Consider the following 21576-nt stretch of genomic DNA (forward strand, 5'->3'; position numbering starts at 1 on the left):
GAAAACCGGCGGCCCGAATATCTTCGGACCGCCGGCCATACACGCTCTTAAGGGCGTGCTGTTCTGTTTGTCATTTTACTCGGCGATGTCGACACCGTCAAAACGGTGAATGCCGAGCGGGTCCATCATGAAGCCCGAGACCTTCTTGCTCATCGGGACGACGACGAGCGAGTGGTCGAGCGTGTTCCAGGGGGCTTCCTTCTTGAAGATGACCTGGGCTTCCTCGTAGTACTTCGTGCGCTCTGCGACGTCAGCGGTGACCTTCGCCTTCGTCATCAGGTCGTCGAATTCCTGGTTGCACCACTGTGCGCGGTTGTTGCCGCCGACAGCATCGCAGCCGAGCAGCGTATGCATGAAGTTGTCCGGATCGCCGTTGTCACCCGTCCAGCCGAGGATGACCGCGCCGTCGCGGGCCTTGTCGGAGGAGAGCTTCAGGTATTCGGCCCACTCGTACGAAACGATCTCGACCTCGACGCCGACCTTTGCCAGGTCCGCCTGCATCAGCTCGGCGGCGCGGCGCGCGTTGAGCATGTAGGGACGCGAGACCGGCATGGCCCAGATCTTCATCTTCAGGCCGGAGACGCCGGCGTCGGCCAGCATCTTCTTGGAGGCTTCCGGATCGTATTTGTCGTCCTCGACGGCGTCATTGTACGACCACATGGTCGGCGGGATCGGGTTCTTGGCAACCGTGGCTGCGCCCTGGAAGACCGCATCGACGATGGCCTGCTTGTTGACGGCCATGTTGAGCGCCTTGCGCACTTCCGGCTTGTCGAACGGAGCGACCAGCGTGTTGTAGGCCAGGTAGGCGACGTTCAGGCCGGCCTGGTCCATCACCGTCAGGTTCGGATCGGCCTTGAGGCCTTCAACGTCCGCGGCATTCGGGTAAGGCATGATGTGGCATTCGCCGGCCTTCAGCTTCTGCGCGCGAACAGCCGCATCGGTCGTGATCGCGAACACGAGGTCGTCGATCTTCTGCTGGCCGGCGTAGTAGTCCGGGTTTGCCTTGTAGCGGATCGCAGCATCGGGCTGGTAGGCGACGAAGGTGTAGGGGCCGGTGCCCAGCGGCTGCTGGTTCATCAGTTCCATCTTGCCGTCGGCTTCGAGCTTGTCGGCATATTCCTTCGACATGATCGACGCGAAGTCCATGCCGAGGTTGGCCAGGAACGGTGCTTCCGGACGGTTGAGCGTGAACTTCACGGTCAGGTCGTCAACCTTCTCGATCGACTTGATCAGTTCCGGGAAGCCCATGCCGGCGAAGTATTCCCAGGACGCGCCCGCGACATACTTGTTCCACTTGTTGTCTTCCTTGTACTGACGCTCGAACGAGAAGATCACATCGTCGGCAGTCAGTTCGCGGGTCGGGGTGAAGTATTCGGTGGTCTGGAACTTCACGCCCGGGCGGAGCTTGAAGGTGTAGACCGTGCCGTCGTCGGAAACTTCCCAGCTCTCGGCGAGACCCGGTTCGATCTCGGTGCCGCCGTGCTTGAATTCGACGAGACGGCTGTAGACGGTGCGCGAGGACGCGTCGAAGGTGGTTCCAGCGGTGTACATGCCGGGATCGAAGCCTTCCGGCGATCCTTCCGAGCAGTATACCAGCGTCTTCGACCAGGCGGCCGAGCCCATCATGGAGGCGAGTGCGGTCGCCGCGAGGAGAGTAGTCAGCTTTTTCATAGCGAGCTTCCCAGGTTTGCTTTTTGTTCTCTCGTGTCCGGACGCGGGCGCTATTAGGGGCCCCGGCCTTGCGCGGATGGAACGATATTTGCCGCGGGAATGCAATAAGTCCGCGAATAAATTTATCCAAATGGAGAACACTAGGGAATAATCACCCTCAGGAGGCATTTTTGGGACTTTCTCACGTGTCTCGGCAGGCCGCGTGGAGAATCGCAAAACCACTGCAAATCGGCTGTCAATCCTGACGTTGAACGATAGCCTCCCCGGTAAGCCCCGTGGCAAACGCATGGCGTGAGGCAGGAGAGCTGCATTCTGGCACGCCGTGCTGGCGGCAAGGCGTACCGCAACAAGGATGCAGCTCTTCCAGCTTCAAACCTAGACTCCGATCCAGAACAATGTCACATCCGCAAAACGCTCGCATACGCGAAACGCTGACGCGATTGCGGATTGCCCCTTGCTCCCGGCGTTCGGGGCGCTAGACTCATTTCATCGCTCGATGGTTGGGAGACCCGGTGGCCGCACTTTCGCAGCATCATCGCAGGTACGACCTGGAAAGCGATTTGGAGAAGGCTCTCAATCGCGTCGATTTCTTTCGATTGTTTCACGGCATCGCCCTGCGCTACGGTTTCGAGCACTTCGGCGTGCTGCAGCTTGCCGCCGAACAGGAGGGCAGCAATCTCTCCGGCAAGCTGGCACTGCACGATCTGCCGGCCGGGCTTGCCGAAACCTATGACCAGCGCCACCGCTTCAGCGAATCCGACGTCTTCCAGAGCCTGCACAGTTCCACAATCTCGACGGTGTGGCATGCCCAAACTCCGAGTCCCGAGGGAGGGGACAACGAACTGCTCGGCCAGCTCGGGTTTGACTTGGCGGTGTGCGTGCCCGTTCATGCGCCCACGGGCGCGCGCTACGCCGTCCTCTATCTGGGCGACATCGAGGACATCGGCCGGCAACAGCACATGCAACTCTGCTACGAGAGCGGCTGCGTCTTCGACTATTTCTATCGGATTGTCCTTTCGGCCAAGACCGGGATGGGCTTGACCCCGCGCGAAACCGAGATCCTGCGGTGGATTTCCTATGGCAAGACGGCGAGCGAAATCGCCCTTATCGTATCGGTCTCGGAGCACACCGTGAACTCGCACACGGCGACAATCCTGAAGAAGCTGGACGTGGTCAATCGTACGCAGATGGTGGCGAAGGCAATTCGCGAACAGATCATCCTGTAGAAGGCGGCCGTTTCGCTGGCCAACGTCGCGTCAACGGCCATATCCGCACCCGGAGGGATTGTGAAACGTCACCGCCTGAACCAGAGTGATGCTCGGATGGGAACGGCAGGTTTTGCCAGCAGGCGGACGTCAAGTGGCCCGACCGCCATCCGGCCGATGCATCCCTGAATTCGATCAGCCCGAGATAGCCATGACCGTCACAGTGAACATCCTGCTCGTCGATGACGATCCCGCGGAGAACGTCATCATGCGGGCGTTGATGCGCAAGGTGGCGAACGTAGAGATCAAGCTACACTACGTCGAGACAATAGAAGCCGCCCTGGCGTTCATCCGCAGCGGCGAACCGGCTCTCGACATGATCCTGATCGACAACCGACTTCAGCCGCAAGTCGATTTCCGTGAGACGGTGCCGGAATTGCGCCAGAACGGCTATATCGGCCCGGTCGGCGTGATCTCGTCCTCGATCACCGACCCCTATTTTCAGACGATCGAGGATTACGGGGTCGACTTCCGGATCGACAAGACCGAACTCGATTCGACCGCCATCGGCTTCATCATCCAGGAGTATATCGAACGGGAAAACCGATCGGACGGATAGCTCATCCGCCGAGCCGCGAGCGACGGCTGCAATGTGCGACGACCAGCCAGCAGGCGCGATTCCTGACCCGGCGACCCGCTAGGCACAGCCAGGTCGCCGAAAATTGTGATGGGTGTTTGTCTTAGGCCGCCGGTTGGCGCTCGACGCGCGCGTTTTCGATGCCAAGCAGGAAGCTGATCTGCGGACGGGCCTTGACGAGATCATCGATCGTGTACTGCTGAAGGACCTCGAAGAAGGCATTGAGCGCCTTGCGCAGCGCCGCATTCAGCCCGCAGCTGTCGACGAGCGGACACTCGATTTCGCCCGCCTCGAAACACTCCGCCATTGCGAAGGAATCCTCGGTCACCCGCACGACGTCGAAAAGAGTGATTTCGGAAGCGGCCCTTGGCAACCGCACGCCGCCGTTGCGGCCCCGCACGGTCTCGACCAGACCCGCGCGCGTCAGCGGCTGCAGAATCTTGAAGAGAAAGAGCTCGGACACCCCGTACGCCTTGGCAATTTCCGGGATGCGGCTCAGCTTCTCTCCGTTTGCCGCGCAATACATCAACAGCCGCACGGCATAGTTCGTCTGTTTCGTCAGGCGCATCTCAAGCTCCGAATTCGATCTGTGGTCCTACATATAGGCTGTATCAAACTTTGGAACAATTCCAAAAAACCGGATAATCACTTTCATGTTATTTTGAATACCCCAGTTGACTGTTCGAGAACAGGTTCTAAAAGATGAGCCGCAGAGTTAAGTATACGGAGAACAGACCCTTGGCCAATCTCAAGAAGCTCGCGATCGCATTGTCGCTCACCGCCAGCACCGCCATTCCCGCGCTGGCGGATGGCGAGGTCAACATCTATTCCTATCGCCAGCCCGACCTGATCCAGCCGCTGCTCGACCGCTTCAAGGCCGAGACCGGGATCGCGACCAATGTCCTGTTCCTCGACAAGGGCCTCGTCGAGCGCATTCAGGCCGAAGGCGAGAACTCCCCCGCCGACGTCATCCTCACCGTCGACATCAGCCGCCTCACTGAGGCCAAGGATGCCGGCATCACGCAGCCGATCAAGAGCGCGATCATCGACACTGACATTCCCGCCCAGTATCGCGATCCGGACGGCGCATGGGTTGGCCTCACCACCCGCGGACGGGTCGTCTACGCATCGAAGGATCGCGTCGCCCAGAACGACATCACCTACGAGGAACTGGCCGACCCGAAGTGGAAGGGCAAGATCTGCACCCGCGACGGTCAGCACTCCTACAACATCGGCCTCTTCGCCTCGATGATCGCCCACCATGGCGAAGCCGAGACCGAGAAGTGGCTCACCGGACTGAAGAACAACCTCGCGCGCAAGCCCGATGGCGGCGACCGCGACCAGGCCAAGGCGATCTTCGCCGGCGAATGCGACCTGGCGCTCGGCAACTCCTACTATGTCGGCCTGATGCTGACGAACGAGAAGGAGCCGGAGCAGAAGGAATGGGCCAACTCGATCAAGGTGCTGTTCCCGAACGCCAATGACCGCGGCACCCACGTCAACGTTTCCGGCGTGGCAATGGCCAAGTATGCCCCGAACAAGGAAAACGCCCAGAAGCTGATCGACTTCCTGGCCTCCGGCGAAGCCCAGGAAATCTATGCCGAGCAGGTGTACGAATATCCGGTGATGCCGGGCAAGGAGCCCTCCGACGTCGTGAAGTCCTTCGGCACGATCAAGCCGGACACGCTGCCGCTCGCCGACATCGCCGCCAACCGCAAGAAGGCCTCCGAACTGGTCGACAAGGTCGGCTTCAACGACGGACCGACGAACTAACTGGCTCCCGCTGCGGCTACGGCAGTCGCTGTTTGCCTCTCTGCAAACCCCGCCAACGGCGGGGTTTTTTGTTTCTCCCTGACGGCCCGTGCCCCCATTGGTGTATCAGGGCGCGACACGCCGGCAGCAACACGGCGGACGTTATCTGGCCCCCCCCGCCCGGCTCGATGCGCTCGCGCATGACCTCGAAATTGACATGTCACATTGCTCGCATAGATTGTTTGCGCATGCACCCGAGGAGATACCCATGAAGAGAGTGATCAGTGCATTCCCATTCCTCGTTTTAGCTCCACTGGCTTTCGCGCAATCTTCGACCGACATCACAACGCCGGTCACAGTCGAAACCTTTGCACGTGCCGAGTCCGACAATTACATGGCCGCCAATGCAAAGGCAGGCCTTGGCAAGCTGCACCACAATCGTGAGCCCGCTTCGATCGACGACCAGACCGTCATCCGCTTGAACCGCGACACGCTCTATTCCTTCGGCGTTTTCGATCTCGCAGCCGCGCCGGTGACGATTACGCTCCCCGACGCCGGCAAGCGTTTCATGTCGATGCAAATCGTCAACGAAGACCATTACGTCCCTTTCGTTGCCTACGACCAGAAGCCGCACACGCTCACCGAGAAGGACGTCGGGACCCGTTACGTAACGGTCGCAATCCGCACCTTGGTCGATCCCAATCAGCCAGGCGACCTCGACGAGGTTCACAAGCTTCAGGACGCGATCAAGGTCAGCCAGGAAAGCCCCGGGAAGCTCGAATTGCCGAACTGGGACCAGAAAAGCCTGACGGAGATCCGCAATGCTCTGCTGATGCTTGCCGAGCACACCGACGGCTTCAAGCACGCTTTCGGCACCAAGGAGCAAGTCGACCCGATCAAGCACCTGATCGGCACCGCGGCAGGATGGGGCGGCAATCCGGACAAGGACGCGACCTATATCGGAACGCAGGTGCCGAAGAATGACGGAAAGACCGTCTACAAGCTCCGTGTGGCAGACGTCCCGGTGGACGCCTTCTGGTCAATCAGCGTCTACAATGCCGCCGGCTATTTCGAGAAGAATCCCTACAACGCCTATTCACTTAACGATCTTACCGCGAAGAAAGACCCGGACGGCGCTGTCACCGTACAATTCGGAGGCTGCGACGGAAAAATTTCAAACTGCCTGCCAATCATGCCCGGCTGGAACTATACGGTGCGGCTCTATCGGCCACGTGCAGAAATCCTGAATGGCGAGTGGAAATTTCCCAATCCCGAGCCGGCAGGCTGAAGCTGGATCTGGGCCCATCGCGTCGAATTCACGGCGCCACGACAAGTCGGTCGCGGTTGGAGCCTGGCGGCCGCCTGCAGATTGTCCTGTCAATGCTCGCGATACACGCTTTCGGCGCGCATGAAAAAACAGGCCCCTCGCGGGGGCCTGTTTCTTTACTTCTGAGCTGATCACTTCATCGTCGGGATGACGAACTCGGCGCCGTCCTTGATGCCCGACGGCCAGCGGCTCGTCACCGTCTTGGTGCGGGTCCAGAACTTGATCGAGTCCGTGCCGTGCTGGTTCAGGTCGCCGAAGGACGAGGCCTTCCAGCCGCCGAAGGAGTGGTAGGCGAGCGGAACCGGGATCGGAACGTTGACGCCGACCATGCCGATGTTGATGCGCGAGGTGAAGTCGCGGGCGGCGTCGCCGTCGCGGGTGTAGATCGCGACGCCGTTGCCGTATTCGTGCTTCATCGGCAGGGAAAGCGCTTCCTCGTAGTTCTTCGCACGGACGACCGACAGGACCGGCCCGAAGATCTCGGTCTTGTAGATGTCCATGTCCGGCGTGACGTGGTCGAACAGGCAGCCGCCGACGAAATAGCCGTCCTCATAACCCTGCAGCTTGAAGTCGCGGCCGTCGACGAGCAGCTTGGCGCCCTGCTCGATGCCGCTGTCGATCAGCCCCTTGATGCGGGCCTGGGCTTCCTTGGTGACGACCGGGCCGAGATCGGCCTTTTCGTCGGAATAGGGACCGATGCGCAGGCTTTCGACCATCGGCACCAGCTTGTCGATCAGGCGGTTGGCGGTGTCCTCACCGACCGGGACGGCGACCGAGATCGCCATGCAGCGCTCGCCGGCGGAGCCATAGCCGGCGCCGATCAGGGCGTTGGCGGCCTGGTCTAGGTCGGCATCGGGCATGATGATCATGTGGTTCTTGGCACCGCCGAAGCACTGGGCGCGCTTGCCGTTCATCGCCGCCGTTCCGTAGACGTAGCGGGCGATCGGCGTGGAGCCAACGAAGGAAACGGCGCCAATGTCCGGGTGCGTCAGGATCGCGTCAACCGCGCCCTTGTCGCCGTTGACGACGTTGAGGATGCCCGCCGGCAGGCCGGCCTCGATCATCAATTCGGCCAGGCGCATCGGCACGGACGGATCGCGCTCGGACGGCTTCAGGATGAAGGCGTTGCCGCAGGCGATCGCCGGCGCAAACATCCACATCGGGATCATGCCCGGGAAGTTGAAGGGCGTGATGCCCGCGCCGATGCCGACCGGCTGGCGGATCGAATACATGTCGATGTTCGGGCCGGCGCCTTCCGTGAACTCGCTCTTGGAGAGGTGCGGAATGCCGATGACGAACTCGCAGACCTCGAGGCCGCGGATGATGTCGCCCTTGGAATCCTCGATCGTCTTGCCGTGCTCCCTGGAGAGCATCTCGGCGAGTTCGTTCATGTTGTCGTTCAAGAGCTGGACGAACTTCATGAAGACGCGGGCGCGGCGCTGCGGGTTGGTCGCGGCCCAGGCGGGCTGAGCGGCCTTGGCGACCTCGACGGCGGCGGCCATTTCGGCTTCGCTTGCGAGCGCTACCTTGGCCTGGACCTCGCCGGTCGCAGGATTGTAGACGTCGGCCGTGCGGCCGCTCTTGCCGGCCACGTGCTTGCCGCCGATGAAATGTCCGATCTCACGCATGGGATATCCTCCAGATGTTATGGGGCGCATGATCGCACTACAATTTGCTCAACTCAATCGCTTCCGATAAGCAACCGTTGTGCAGAAATTATAGTCCACGACCGTAGCGAAGGCCAAGAAATGAACTGGGACGACGTTCGCATGTTTCTCGCAGTGGCGCGCACCGGTCAGTTGCTCGCGGCCTCGCGCCGGCTCGGCGTCAACCACGCGACGCTCAGTCGTCGCATCAGCGCGCTGGAACAGGAGATGAAGACGCGTCTCCTGGTGCGGCGAACCAACGGCTGCGACCTGACGGCCGAGGGCGAAGTCTTTTTTCATGCCGCCGAGCGAATGGAAACGGAGATGTTATCCGCCCAGGCGAAGATCGGCCGCATCGATGCGGCGGTGGCGGGCACGGTGCGCATCGGCGCGCCGGACGGCTTCGGCGTCTCCTTCCTCGCCCCGCGCCTCGGCCGGCTCACGGCGCGCCATCCCGAGCTGAAGATCCAGCTCGTGCCGGTGCCGCGCTCCTTCTCGCTCTCCCAGCGCGAGGCCGATATCGCCATCACGCTGGAACGCCCCGAACAGGGTCGGCTGGTGTCCTCCAAGCTGACCGACTACACGCTCGGCCTCTATGCGAGCCGCAGCTACATTGCCGCGCACGGCGAGCCGATTGACGTGGAGGCCTTGAAGGCGCACCGCCGCATCGGCTACGTCGAGGACCTGATCTTCACTGCCTCGCTCGACTTCACCGGCGAGATCATGCGCAGTTGGAACGCCGCCTTCGAGATCTCCAGCGCGACGGGACAGACCGAGGCGGTGCGTTCTGGCGCCGGCATCGGCATCCTGCACAATTATATCGCCCGCCAGGACCCGGACCTCGTGCGCATCCTGCCCGAAACGACGATCCGCCGCGCCTACTGGACCACCTATCACGAAAGCGCCCGCGACCTCGCCCGCGTTCGCACCGTTACGGCGTACGTGCAGGAGTTGGTGGAGCAGGAGCAGCGGATATTTCTTTGAGACGAGTGCGACAACCACGCCGCGCCGACGTTCCCGCAGGCCGCCAGACTGGTTATCGGTACCGGTGGATGGTCGCCGCCGGAAGATTGGGCGCCGCCGGCTGGAATTCAGCTTCAGGTCGAGCATGCGAATTGATGCTGCGCGGGACGTGGACAAGCGCTCGATGGGGGATATAATTGCGCGTATATCGCGCGCCGTGAGGTTTCACGGTTGTAGCTTCCGCAGCAAAAGCGCATTGTTGAAAGCGGCAAGCCAGACAGTTTCCTGAAAGAGGATTGGGAGGAGTGTACATGCACTCGCCGCAGTCGATCACGGAGCAAGCCCACTGGCCGTATATCTCGACGGGTCATCTACCCGATCCCGGGATCGTGCAGAATCTGGTCTCTGACGCCCACGCGCGCTTCAAGTCGAACACCGACGGTGAGATTTCGCAGGTCTATCCGGCGCTTGCCAGGGTGCCGGGCGACTTCTTCGGGGTGTGCATCGCCGGGACGAGCGGCGATGTCTGGTCTGCCGGAGACATCGACTACGATTTCACGATCATGAGCGTGTCGAAGCCGTTCCTGTTCGCGCTAGTGTGCGAGGCGATCGGTCCGGAACAAGCGCGCGACAAGCTCGGGGCGAACGCCACGGGGTTGGCGTTCAATTCGTTGGGCGCCATCGAGCGGGCGCCCGACGGGCGAACCAATCCGATGGTGAATGCCGGTGCCATCGCAACGACGAGCCTCGTGCCGGGTGCGACCGCCGACGAGAAGTGGACGTTCATCCATGACGGACTGTCGCGTTTCGCCGGGCGGGCATTGCCGCTCAACGAGGAGGTTTATGCGTCGGCATCGCAAACAAACTTCCGCAATCGCAGCATCGCCCGTCTGCTGCAGAGCTATGACAGAATTTACTCCGACGCGAAGGAGGCGACCGACCTCTACACCAGGCAGTGCTCGCTGAACGTCAGCGCGAGGGACCTTGCGGTGATGGGCGCGACGCTTGCCGATGGCGGCGTGAATCCGGTCACGAAGCAACGGGTGGTCGATGCCGGCGTGTGTCACTACACGCTCGCCGTGATGGTCACTGCCGGCTTGTACGAGACCTCCGGCGACTGGCTCTACGACATCGGGTTGCCGGGAAAGAGCGGGATCGGCGGCGGCATTGTTGCCGTCTCGCCGGGTAAGGGCGGTTTCGGCACGTTCGCGCCCCGGCTCGACGCCGCCGGCAACAGCGTAAAGGGACAGCTGGCCGCAAAATTCCTGTCCCAGCGCCTGGGGATGGATCTCTTCGTCTCGAATCCTGAAGTGTAAGTGGACGCTAAGGCTCAGCGTCTCTCCGATCGCCGTTCGATTCCGACCGCCACTGGATCTGGAGGAAGTCATGTCCGCAGAAGCCAACTATGTCCCGGCCGAACAAGCGGAGCTGAAGGCATCGTGGGTGCCGATGATTGCGATCGCGCTCGGGCAGATGATCATGTCCTTCAACGTTGCATCGCTGCCGGTGGCGCTCGGTGGGATGGTGAAAAGCTTCAATGTTCCGCCCACGACCATTGCTACCGGCATCGTGGCCTACGGGATGCTGGTCGCCGGGTTCGTGATGCTGGGTGCGAAGCTCAATCAACGCTATGGCGCGGCGCGCGTTTTTCGCGCCGCTGTCGTGCTTTTCTGCGCTTCACAAATATTGATGACGTTCAGTCCGACGGCCGCGCTGATGATTGCCGCCCAAGCGCTGTGCGGTGCGTCGGCCTCGGTGATCGTGCCATCCCTGGTTGCCTTGATTGCGGAAAACTATAAGGGCCGCCAGCAGGCCACGGCGGTCGGAGCGCTCGGCTCCGCACGCGCCGCGGCCGGCGTGCTGGCGTTTATCATCGGCGGCATTCTCGGCACCTATATCGGTTGGCGCCCGGTTTTCGGGATCCTGATCGCCGCTTCGGCGCTCGTCTTTCTCTTGAGCTTCCGGCTCAAGGTGGACGAGGGCCGCCCCGACGTCAGGATCGATGCCGTCGGCGTCGTCCTGGCCGCGGCGGCCATCGTGCTTATCAGCTTCGGCTTCAACAATCTCAATCGATGGGGTCTCGGGTTTGCGACGGCAAACGCACCTTTCAGCCTTCTCGGCCTGTCGCCTGCTCCGATCTTCATCGTTGTGGGCGTCGTGCTTGGTCAGGCGTTCTTGATGTGGACGCGGCGGCGCCAGGAAACAGGGCGGACACCGCTGCTAGCGCTGGAGGTGATCGATTCGCTCCAGGAGAGAGCCGCGGTCTATGCCATGTTTTCGGTCGTCGCACTCGAAGCCGCGCTCAACTTCACGGTGCCGCTGTATATCCAGATCGTGCAGGGCCGGACGCCGATCGCGACCGCGATCGCGATGATGCCGTTCAATCTCACGGTCTTCTTCGCGGCGATGCTGATCGTGCGGCTTTACGACCGCCTGACCCCCCGGCAAATCGGCCGCTATGGCTTCATACTCTGCGCCATCGGCCTGGTGTGGCTCGCCTTCGTCGTCCGCAACGATTGGAGCGAGTGGCCGGTGCTCCTCGGCCTCATCGTGTTCGGCATCGGCCAGGGTTCGCTTGTCACCTTGGTGTTCAACGTGCTGGTCACGGCCTCGCCGAAGGAACTTGCGGGCGACGTCGGGGCGCTGCGCGGCACCACACAGAACCTCGCATCGGCGGTCGGGACGGCCGTTGCCGGAGCGCTCCTCGTCGGTCTGTTGAGCACCGTCGCCATAGCCAGGATCGCCGCGAGCCCGGAACTCACGCCCGAACTGCAGGCGCAGGTGGACCTCGACAACATCAACTTCGTCAGCAACGACCGGCTGGAGACCGTCCTTGCCGGCACCGATGCAACGCCGGAGCAAGTGGCGGAGGCAGTGCGCGTCAATACCGAGGCGCGGCTGCGCGCGCTGAAGATCGGCCTGCTCCTTATGGCTGGACTGGCTCTTCTGACGATCCTTCCGGCGGGCCGGCTGCCCGGCTATCGCCCGGGAGAATTGCCGGACGACTCGCTCCCGCAGCGAAGGACATGAACAGTAGAGACGCGTTGTCGGTGGGGAGCGGGGGCTGCACTAAGCCCGGCGCAGGATGGGGCAATGCTCGGACATTGTCTGTGACCGCTTCGGCTCCGAGCAGAGCGGTTCGGCGGCTGATGGCAGCCATAGATCGGCCTTCAGACCGCACGCGTGAGGCCCGCGCCAGCGTTCTTTGTGCGCAAAATCCATCACCTCGACTGCAGATTGCGCACAATCTGCACGAGCGCGGCGTCGCTGGAATCGGTGCCCTTCGCCCCTCTTCCGGCCTCCAGCCAGGACTGGCTCATTATGTTCAGAATCTGCTCATCGGATTGAACCACGCCGGCACGATCGAAGTCCTTGCGAAGGATGGCAAGCACGTCATTGCGTTCGATATCGAGCGCGCCCCTGGCGAGGTCATTCGCATAGGCCTTGGCGCTTTCACCGACGAGACCCAATTTTTCCGCTGCCCACATGCCAACCAGCCTGTTGCGCCGTGCCATTCTCAGGATGTCCGCGTGAAGGCTATTCATTGACAATCTCCAATGCCGCTAGTCCGGGACAGTCCTGGCAACGCGCTGTGAGCAGTATAGTTTAATAGCCGGCCACCTGCCCGTCGCTGCTTCACTCATTGCGGCAGCGGCCCCCCTGCCTGTTCCTGCACGATGTACTCGGCGTACCAGGCCGGCCAGTCTGCATCACGCTGACCTGTCCGCTTCTCATGCTCGCCATGCGCGGCTTCCGCCCGGAGAAGCGCTGCCGCAAGTTCGCTCGGCGACGTGAAAGCCGTGCTTGTCGCCTCAACACGCCCGGGCAGACGCGCTGTGATTTCCTGCAGCAGCCAACTGTTGCCGTCCGGATCGCTGAAGGTGGCGTAGGAGAAGTAACTGCTGCGCTCCGGATCCCGGCCCTTGACCTGCGGCTTTCCCGGACCGGCACGGTGAAACACGTCGCCCACATCGACGCCGCGAGCAACAAGGTCGGCGCGTGCGGCCTCGATGTCCGATACAACGAGATAGGTTCCGTTTGCAGAGCCCGGGGCAGCCGCCGTGATCCCCTTGCCGAAATGGATCGAGCACTGGGAGCCCGGCGGCGTGAACTGTATGACCCGAAAGGCGTCACCGACAGGGAAATCCGCGTCGAGCCGCCAGCCCAGACCGCCGTAAAAATCCTTGGCGCGATCGACATCCGAAACAGGAATGACGACCACCTCGAGCTTCAGCTCGCCGTTGACAGCCTTGGGGCGCGCGGCTGCTGCGTCACTGGTTTTTGCCGATTGAGACATCGTCGTTCCTTCCTGTCAGTTGGCTGGCGGGTATCGTGGGTCCGTCGTCGATCGCAATCGCCATCGCGCGCTGCGCAACCGATGCATCGGCCCGGGGGCGGATCGCTCCCTGGCGTCGTCGCTTCAGCCAAGCCCCCGCAGGAGCGTCGGGATTACCTCCGAGACCGTCGGATGGATCGGCACCGCCCATTGCAACTCGGTGTAGCGCGTTCCGGCATTCATGGCATCGATGATGCCGTGAATGGCTTCGTCACCCTCAATGCCCAAGATCGCGGCACCAAGTATTTCCCCGGTGTCGGCATCGGCGATTACCTTCATGAAACCTCTTGTCTCGGCGCGCTCCTTTGCTCGCCCGACCAGTTCCATCGGCCGCCGGGAAACAAGAACCTTGCGGCCCGATGAGGCGGCCTCCCTCTCGGTCATTCCGACCCGGCCGAGCGGCGGATCGATATAGAGGGCGTAGGCCGGGATCCGGCTCGACACCTTGCGGTCCTCACCGTCGAGAAGATTTACAGCAACGATCTCGAAATCGTTATAGGACGTGTGGGTGAAGGCTCCGCGCCCATTGCAGTCGCCGAGCGCCCAGATACCTGATACGTTGGTTTCGAGCCCGTCATCGACGGCAATGTAGCCGCGGGGATCGACGGCAACGCCGGCGGCGTCGAGATCCAGATCATCCGTGTTCGGCTTGCGGCCGGTCGCAACGAGTACGTGGCTGGCATCGATGCCGCCTCCGTTCAGGGACACATGGATCCCGTTACCGGCCCGGGAAAACCCAACGTGCTCAGCCTCCGTGCGGACGTCGACACCTTCCGCCTCGAGGATGTCGCGGATCGCACTGGAAATATCATCGTCCTCGCGCGAGGCGATCCGCGCGCCACGCTCGATCACGGTGACGTTTGCTCCGAAGCGCCGATACATCTGGGCGAACTCCAAGGCGATATAACTGCCGCCGATGATCACGAGGTGGCGGGGCAGCGTGTCGAGTTCGAGGATCGAGGTGCTGGTCAGGTAGTCGATGTCTTCGATGCCGGGGAAATCGGGGATCACCGGACGGGCGCCGACATTGAGGAATATCCGCGGGGCAGTGAGGGTGTCGCCGTTGACCGTGACCCGGTGGGCCGCAACGAAACGCGCGTGGCCAAAAATGATGGACACTCCATCCATGCCGCCGAGCCAGTCCGCCAGCCCATTGCGGGCGTCCATGGTCACCTGGTGTGCGCGGCGACGTACGGCTTGCATGTCGACCGCGACTTCACTCGCGATCCTCACGCCCCAGTCGGCTGCGCGGCGGCTGACATGCGCCGCTCGGGCACTGGCCACCAGCGTCTTGGTTGGCATGCAACCGGCGTTCACGCAGGTTCCGCCGAGGAACTTTCGTTCGATCAGCGCAACCTTCATGCCGCGCTCGGCCATCCGCGCAGCAAGGAAGGGGGCCGCCTGGCCGGCGCCGACAAAAATCGCATCGAACTGTCGCATCAGACCGCTCCGAAACGACCTCCGGGCGATGGTCACGATGGGGCGTCCCGCACCATCCCCGCATTCGCACCGGTCAACATAGCATATTGGAGGGACCGAGCGCACCGCCGATGCACCGGGCGGCGTTTTTCCCGCCAGAACCGCGCCTCATCACTTCGATTGGTGGCGCGCGCAGTAGCGTAGCGCATTGACCTGTGGCCACGCACCAACCCTCGCGCCTAGATTATCAAACGGGGAAAAATGGTACGGTTGGTGGGAATCGAACCTACGACCTCAGGTGCCACAAACCTGCGCTCTAACCAACTGAGCTACAACCGCACTGGAAGCGCTTCGCGCTTGGTGGCTCACATACGGGCACGCCGCCCGGATTGCAAGCCCCTTATTGGTCGTTCCATACTAAAAAGGGCCGGACGATGCGTCCAGCCCTTTTTGGTCCAGCGGCCCGCTCGGATCGAACGGGCGCAGGTATGTGAACGACGGCGGTCAGGCGGCCTTGAAGGTCTTCAGCGCCTTTTCAGCGGCCGACTTGCCCGGCTCGACGACCTTTTCGGCAACCTTCCTGGTGGCTTCCTGCATGCTCTTGGCCTGCTCGACGACCACCTCGGCCTGCTTGCGCAGGAAGGCCGTCTGGAGCTCGAACAGTTCGGAGACGGACTTCACGCCGAGCAGCGCTTCCATGTGCGAAAGCGAGCTTTCGGCATTGGTGCGCAGCGCCTCGATGGCGGTAAGGCCGAGTTCGACGGTGCCGGCCTGGGCATTCTCGAACGTCGCCTCGACGACCTTCGTCGCGTCTTCTGCGGCGGTCTTCAGCTTGGCATAGGCGTCCTTCGATTGCGAAGCGCCCTTTTCAGCAAACTCGCGGAAGCTCTCGGATACTTTTGCCGGGTCGAAAGCGGCAATGGAAAATACGTCATCGGTCTTCTTGGCAGCCATTTCAATCATCCTTGATGTGGCCCTCGTCACGAGGTACCGAATTGCGTGATGGCAGCGTTATAGCGGATCCTATTGTGCATTGCAACATATTTGTGCGACGCACAATGTTAACCCTGCCTGCCAAAACAGCAGGGGGCACAGGGGGCGACGCTGGACCGGCCGAAACCGGGTCGCTATTAATAAAGCGTTAAGCGTGCGGCGGTAGCTGCCGCCGCGAACCCATGACAGGCTGCCGATGTCCGCTCATCAGTACCCCTTTATCGATGTCGCCGTGCACGAGCGGGTGCGCCCGCCGTTTGCCCGCGGCGAAGCGGTGGTGCTGTTTTCGATCGACATGAAGACCGTGCTGTGGGCGAACGGACGTGGAGCTGCCCTGTTTGGCTATGCGTCAATCTATGATTTCCTCGATGCCCCCTCCCCCACCGATGTTGTCTTCCGGCAGCTTGCCGCAGCCGCGCGACAGCTTTCCCATAGGGGACTCGGTCGAAACCTGCTGCTTCGCATCGGCTCCGGCTTTCGCGGCCTGCCTGTCAATGCCCATGTCGAACGGATTGCTCTCACTCCATGGCAAGACGCGATCCTGTTCAGCACGCCGGTCGCGTCGAAGGACGAGCCAGCGGCCGCTCGCGCGGCATCCATGCTTGCGGGCTTCGATGATCCCGACACCCATATGGCGGTGCTCGACGGCGATGGCGCCATTGTCGCCGCCTCCCCCGGTTTTGAAGCGCTCGGCATCAGCGAGGACGCGCGTCGCCGGATGATCGAGGCCGCGCGCCGCGAGGGCGACGGGTTGGTGAAGCGGCCAATCCCCACCGGCAAGGGACTGCTGCCGGCAGCGCTCGGCCGTGTCTCGCTCGACCCCACCCTCAACCTGCTGTTTGCGGTTGAGACAATCCTTGGGCACCTCGATGCCGAGCATGATGCAGTTCCCGCAGCCCCGGTGAGTTCAAAGGACAACGACGCAAGCGACGGGACACAGGCTCAAGCGGCGGCGGTGGCCCCGGCCGGGGACGCGCCGACGGTCACCGAACGCCGCGATGAAACCTTGACGACCGGCGCGACCGCCACACGATCAGAGTCGCCGGCAAACGACTCGCCGCCCGCTGGCACCGAGGCTGAATCGGAGACTGGAATCGGCGCGCCGGCGGAAGCCCGGCTGGCGGCAGCAGACAACGAGACCGAGATCGTTGCCGCGGATGACAAGGTGGACGTGTCGCCGGCGCAGCTGCCTGAACCGGCAGCGCCAGAGGAAGTAACGTTCCTCTTCAATCCCGCGGCCCGCCCCGCCCGCTTCGTCTGGAAGATCGATGCCGAAGGCAAGTTCAGCGAAATCTCCGACGAGTTTGCCCAGGCGGTCGGACCGCGTTCCGCCGATGTGGTCGGCCAAGCCTTTGTCGACGTGGCGCGCCGCTTCGACTTCGACGCAGACGGCACCATTGCCGAACTGCTGCGCCGTCGCGACACGTGGTCGGGCAAGACCATTCACTGGCCGGTCGAAGGCACGAGCCTGGTTGTGCCGGTCGACCTCGCGGCCCTTCCGACCTATTCGCGCGAACGTGAGTTCGATGGTTTCCGCGGCTTTGGCATCGTACGGACCACGGATGCCATCGAGGATCCGGCTTCGCACGGCCTCGGGCTGTCGGGCGTCGTCGAGGTGACAGAACAGGCACTCGAAACCGATCTCGCAGGTGTCGAGCCGGTGGAGACGCCGCCAGGCGACGGCGAAGTTTTACCGGAATCTGCAGAACCGGACGATTATGATCGGCCACCTGCGCCTGCGCCGTCCGTGCTGGATGAGTTGCTGGCAGAAGAACTCGAAGACGAACCCTCCGACACACCGGAGACACCGGAGACACCGACGGGGCAGCCGGCCGGCGATGCATCGGTTGCGCCGGAGGACGATTTTCAAGGCGAACTGCCGGCGCTGCGACTGGTAGAAGCGCCCGCGCCGCACCAATCGGAAAAGATCGTCCAGTTGGACGACCGGCGCGGCCGCGCTGGTGCGCTTTCAAGTGGCGAGCAGGCTGCTTTCCGGGAGATCGCCCGGCAGCTCGGGGAAACCTTCGGCAAGCGCAAGCCTGAGGATATGCCGGTCGCAGGCCGTCCCGATATGCAGCCGGTTACGCCCACCACGGATGGGGCCGAAGAAGCGCAGGACACGCGCGCCACGCGTAACAGCGAAGCGGCATCTCTCGCCCCGGATGATGCTCCTGTTGACGACCAGGATGAGATCCCGGGCCTTGAGGTCGGCGAGCACGCCAATGATGTTCCCGCAAGAAGCGCGCCGATAGCGCCGCCGCGCACCGCGATGGACCATGGCCTGACCGCTGCAATCGTCGATGCGCTCCCCGTCGCGCTGCTGATCCATGCCGGCGACAGGCTAATTCATGCGAACCCGGAGTTCATGAGCCTCACCGGCTTCGGATCGTTGGCCGAGTTGGAGCAGGCGGGCGGCTTGGACATCCTGCTTGACCAGCCGGAAGCCGACGATCGGGAACACTCGGGAACAATGCTGCTTCGTCACGCCAACGGCGAGAGCACCGTGACCGTCAATGCCCGGCTGCAATCCGTGCGCTGGGAGAGCGGCACGGCATTGATGATGGCGATCCTGCCGACCGCACCTGTGGTAACCACCGGGCACGCTGTCACAGCCGAGGCGGCGGAATTGTCGGCGCAAATGCTCGACCAAGAGGAGCTGGAGGCGCTGCGCGACGAGGCAACCGAGCTGCGCTCGATCCTTGAAACCGCAACGGATGGGGTCGTCATTGTCGGCCACGAGGGCGAAATCCGCTCGATCAACCGTTCGGCCAGTGCGCTCTTCAACTACGACGAAGAGGAAATCCGCGAAAAACCTTTCGCCGCGCTCTTCGCGCACGAGAGTCAACGGGCGGTGCTCGACTATCTCGCGGGCCTTTCCGGCCACGGAGTGGCGAGCGTGCTGAATGACGGGCGGGAGGTTATCGGCCGCGAATCCTCCGGCGGCTTCATTCCACTTTTCATGACGATGGGGCGGCTTTCCTCAAAGAGCGGCTACTGCGCCGTCATTCGCGATATCACACAGTGGAAGCGCACCGAGGAAGAGCTGCGCAACGCCAAGCGGGCGGCTGAAATTGCCAATGCCCACAAGAGCGATTTTCTAGCCCGGGTCAGCCACGAAATCCGCACGCCCCTGAACGCGATCATCGGCTTCTCCGACATGATGGCGAGCGAGCGCTTTGGTCCGATCGGCCACCCGCGCTACATTGAATACGCCAACGATATCGGCCGGTCCGGTCGATATGTGCTCGACATCGTCAATGATCTGCTCGACATCTCCAAGATCGAAGCCGGCGAGATGGAGCTCGACTTCACCGCCGTCGGCCTGAACGAAACCATATCGGAAGCGGTATCGCTGGTGCAGCCCCAGGCGAACAGCCAGCGTGTCATCATTCGCACTTCGCTGTCGACGGCCGTCCCCCCAGTCGTGGCCGACCTGCGCTCGATCAAGCAGATTGCTCTCAACATCCTGTCGAACGCCATCCGCTTCACGCCGTCCGGAGGACAGATCGTCGTGTCGACGTCCTACGAGGCCAACGGCAGCGTCGTGCTTCGCATCCGCGACACCGGCGCCGGCATGACGCGGAGCGAGCTGGAGCAAGCCATGAAGCCGTTCCGGCAGGTGACGACAGGCGCTCGCAAGCGCGGCGACGGCACGGGCCTTGGCCTGCCGCTGACCAAGGCCATGGTGGACGCAAACCGTGCGAGCTTCGCCATCAGTTCCAGCCCCAACGAGGGCACGCTGGTCGAAGTCACCTTTCCCTCGCCGCGCGTGTTGGCAGTTTGAGACAATTGCGCTACTTCGGCATACGCAGGGGCAAGCCGATCCTCTATAGGAAACGCTGAACAAGGCAGTGCTCCGGGCCAACCGATGCCGAGGGCCAGCCGCCCCCGCGTGACTTGATTGCCCCTTCGCAGAAGGCCGCACACGAGGAAGATCAGCGTTGCAAGTATTTGCTCGTCTCACCCTGGGAAGGGATCGCAACAGGCCAGGTGCGAATGCACATCGCACGCTGGTCGGCGCCGCCCTCTTCACGTCCCTCATCGTGCTCATGCCGATCGTCGCGATCGTCGTGATCGCGGGCAGCGGATCGGGAAGCGACTGGCCGCATCTCGTGAATAACGTCCTGCCGCGCGCGACGTTGCGCACGCTGCTGCTCCTCGCCGGCGTTGCCGCTGCGACGGCGATCACAGGCGTGATCACCGCCTGGCTGACGGCGAGCTGCGAATTTCCGCTGCGCCGGTTGCTCTCGGTGCTGCTCGTTCTGCCACTGGCCATCCCTTCCTATCTCTCGGCCTACGCGTTCGGCGAATTCCTCGACTACACCGGTCCGGTGCAGACGACTTTGCGTGCCATCTTCGGTTTTACGAGCCGCCGGGACTACTGGTTCCCGGAGATCCGCACGACCGGCGGCGCCGTGCTGGTTTTGGGAAGCGTGCTCTACCCCTACATCTACCTGGCCGCGCGAGCGATGTTTCTGATGCAGGGGCGCGCCGCCGCCGATGTTGCGCGCACGCTGGGGGCCGGTCCGCTTGCGGTCTTCGCCAAGGTGCAGATCCCGATGGCACGGCCGGCGATCATGGTCGGCCTGACGCTGGTCGCCATGGAAACGCTCAACGACATCGGCGCCGTCGAATACCTCGGCGTGCAGACGCTGACGTTCTCGATATTCGACACCTGGCTGAACCGGGGCAGCCTGGCAGGCGCGGCGCAGATTGCCTGCGTCATGCTCCTCTTCGTTGTCGCCCTGCTCTTCGTCGAGCGCGCCGCCCGTCGCAGGCAACGCTTCACCAGCAGCAAGACGACGGCGGCGGTCGCCGACCAGGTGCGCCTCCCCTTGAGGGGTTGGAAGCGATGGGCCGCAACGGTCGCGTGCCTGCTTCCACCGCTCTTCGGCTTTGCCATCCCCGTCCTCGTACTCGGCTCCTATGCGCTGAAGCGATTGGATCAGTTTCTTTCGCTGCGCCTCTTGTCGGCGCTCTGGCACAGCGTGTTGATCTCGTTTTCAACCGCCTGCGCCGCGGTCCTTCTCGCCTTCCTGCTCGCCTATGCGACGCGCGCGGCCCGATCTCCGCTCACCACGGTCGCCGGACGGCTCGCCTCCTTCGGCTACGGCGTGCCCGGAACCGTGCTGGCGATGGGCGTGCTCATTCCGCTTGCCCGGTTTGACAACGGTGTCGCCGGACTGACGCGCGACTGGTACGGTTTCTCGACGGGGCTGCTTCTTTCCGGCAGCGGCTTTGCCATCATCTACGCCTGCACCGTTCGCTTCCTCACCATGGCCGAGGGTACGATCGATGCGGGCTTTCACAAGCTGTCGCCGCACCTCGATATGGCTGCGCGCACCCTGGGACGAACAAGCGCCCAGACATTGCGAACCGTTCTGCTGCCAATGATGCGGCCGGCAACGCTGACGGCGGCGCTGCTCGTCTTCATCGAAGCAATGAAGGAACTGTCGGCGACCATCATGCTGCGCCCCTTCAACTTCAATACGCTGGCGACACTCGTCTACGAGGATGCGTCGCGGGCGAAGGTGGAGGATGCGTCGGTTGCGGCCATCATTATCGTTGCCGCGGGGCTTGTGCCGGTCTTCCTGGTGTCGCGTTCGTTGAACTCCACCAATCGCTGA

16 protein-coding genes and 1 tRNA gene are annotated in these 21576 nt (G+C 62.6%); 9 read left to right on the plus strand and 8 right to left on the minus strand.

What is annotated here, in order from left to right:
- Window positions 1-75 precede the first annotated feature (75 nt).
- Window positions 76-1671 (minus strand): ABC transporter substrate-binding protein, encoded by a 1596-nt coding sequence (locus J2Y48_RS00145; protein WP_310410891.1) that lies wholly within the window; start codon window positions 1669-1671, stop codon window positions 76-78.
- Window positions 1672-2183: 512 nt separating this feature from the next.
- On the opposite strand from J2Y48_RS00145, the gene J2Y48_RS00150 reads away from it, so the two are divergent.
- Window positions 2184-2897 (plus strand): helix-turn-helix transcriptional regulator, encoded by a 714-nt coding sequence (locus J2Y48_RS00150; RefSeq protein WP_310410894.1) that lies wholly within the window; start codon window positions 2184-2186, stop codon window positions 2895-2897.
- Window positions 2898-3087: 190 nt separating this feature from the next.
- Complete coding sequence (locus J2Y48_RS00155; protein ID WP_310410897.1) at window positions 3088-3495, plus strand: hypothetical protein; 408 nt, start codon at window positions 3088-3090, stop codon at window positions 3493-3495.
- A 121-nt stretch (window positions 3496-3616) separates the two neighbouring features.
- Here J2Y48_RS00155 and rirA read toward each other — a convergent pair whose 3' ends face one another.
- Complete coding sequence (gene rirA / locus J2Y48_RS00160) at window positions 3617-4081, minus strand: iron-responsive transcriptional regulator RirA (protein ID WP_310410899.1); 465 nt, start codon at window positions 4079-4081, stop codon at window positions 3617-3619.
- Window positions 4082-4215: 134 nt separating this feature from the next.
- Between rirA and J2Y48_RS00165 the strand changes: the two genes are divergently transcribed.
- The gene (locus J2Y48_RS00165; RefSeq protein WP_310410902.1) at window positions 4216-5286 is read left to right on the plus strand and encodes a Fe(3+) ABC transporter substrate-binding protein; all 1071 of its coding nucleotides are present in this window, start codon (window positions 4216-4218) and stop codon (window positions 5284-5286) included.
- Between the two features lie 247 nt (window positions 5287-5533).
- A complete protein-coding gene (locus J2Y48_RS00170; protein WP_310410905.1) occupies window positions 5534-6553 on the plus strand; it encodes a DUF1254 domain-containing protein in 1020 nt (339 codons plus the stop codon).
- A gap of 170 nt (window positions 6554-6723) precedes the next feature.
- On the opposite strand, the gene J2Y48_RS00175 is transcribed toward J2Y48_RS00170, so the two are convergent.
- The gene (locus tag J2Y48_RS00175) at window positions 6724-8220 is read right to left on the minus strand and encodes a CoA-acylating methylmalonate-semialdehyde dehydrogenase (protein WP_310410907.1); all 1497 of its coding nucleotides are present in this window, start codon (window positions 8218-8220) and stop codon (window positions 6724-6726) included.
- A 120-nt stretch (window positions 8221-8340) separates the two neighbouring features.
- Between J2Y48_RS00175 and J2Y48_RS00180 the strand changes: the two genes are divergently transcribed.
- The 3 genes from J2Y48_RS00180 to J2Y48_RS00190 all read left to right on the plus strand — a co-directional run bounded on the left by J2Y48_RS00180 (window position 8341) and on the right by J2Y48_RS00190 (window position 12231).
- A complete protein-coding gene (locus tag J2Y48_RS00180; RefSeq protein ID WP_310410910.1) occupies window positions 8341-9222 on the plus strand; it encodes a LysR family transcriptional regulator in 882 nt (293 codons plus the stop codon).
- A 290-nt stretch (window positions 9223-9512) separates the two neighbouring features.
- Window positions 9513-10517 carry a glutaminase A gene (glsA, locus tag J2Y48_RS00185; protein WP_310410912.1) on the plus strand — a complete coding sequence of 335 codons (1005 nt, stop codon included), beginning with the start codon at window positions 9513-9515 and terminating at the stop codon, window positions 10515-10517.
- 70 nt (window positions 10518-10587) lie between these two features.
- The gene (locus J2Y48_RS00190; protein ID WP_310410914.1) at window positions 10588-12231 is read left to right on the plus strand and encodes an MFS transporter; all 1644 of its coding nucleotides are present in this window, start codon (window positions 10588-10590) and stop codon (window positions 12229-12231) included.
- Window positions 12232-12422: 191 nt separating this feature from the next.
- On the opposite strand, the gene J2Y48_RS00195 is transcribed toward J2Y48_RS00190, so the two are convergent.
- From J2Y48_RS00195 to J2Y48_RS00215, 5 genes are all read right to left on the minus strand, one after another.
- Window positions 12423-12746 carry an ATPase inhibitor subunit zeta gene (locus tag J2Y48_RS00195; protein WP_310410916.1) on the minus strand — a complete coding sequence of 108 codons (324 nt, stop codon included), beginning with the start codon at window positions 12744-12746 and terminating at the stop codon, window positions 12423-12425.
- Between the two features lie 95 nt (window positions 12747-12841).
- Window positions 12842-13498, minus strand: a complete 657-nt coding sequence (locus J2Y48_RS00200; protein WP_310410918.1) for a VOC family protein — start codon at window positions 13496-13498, stop codon at window positions 12842-12844.
- Between the two features lie 123 nt (window positions 13499-13621).
- Window positions 13622-14977, minus strand: coding sequence for an FAD-containing oxidoreductase (locus J2Y48_RS00205; RefSeq protein ID WP_310410921.1), 1356 nt, complete (start codon window positions 14975-14977; stop codon window positions 13622-13624).
- A 241-nt stretch (window positions 14978-15218) separates the two neighbouring features.
- Window positions 15219-15295, minus strand: a tRNA-His gene (locus J2Y48_RS00210).
- A 165-nt stretch (window positions 15296-15460) separates the two neighbouring features.
- Window positions 15461-15910 (minus strand): phasin, encoded by a 450-nt coding sequence (locus J2Y48_RS00215; protein ID WP_310410925.1) that lies wholly within the window; start codon window positions 15908-15910, stop codon window positions 15461-15463.
- A gap of 235 nt (window positions 15911-16145) precedes the next feature.
- On the opposite strand from J2Y48_RS00215, the gene J2Y48_RS00220 reads away from it, so the two are divergent.
- Window positions 16146-19733: an ATP-binding protein gene (locus tag J2Y48_RS00220; RefSeq protein WP_310410928.1), complete on the plus strand. Its 3588-nt coding sequence runs from the start codon at window positions 16146-16148 to the stop codon at window positions 19731-19733.
- A 265-nt stretch (window positions 19734-19998) separates the two neighbouring features.
- Entirely contained in the window at window positions 19999-21576 is a 1578-nt protein-coding gene (locus J2Y48_RS00225; protein WP_310412661.1) for an iron ABC transporter permease, read from the plus strand.

It is taken from the genome of Mycoplana sp. BE70 (assembly GCF_031455855.1).
GTDB lineage: Bacteria > Pseudomonadota > Alphaproteobacteria > Rhizobiales > Rhizobiaceae > Mycoplana.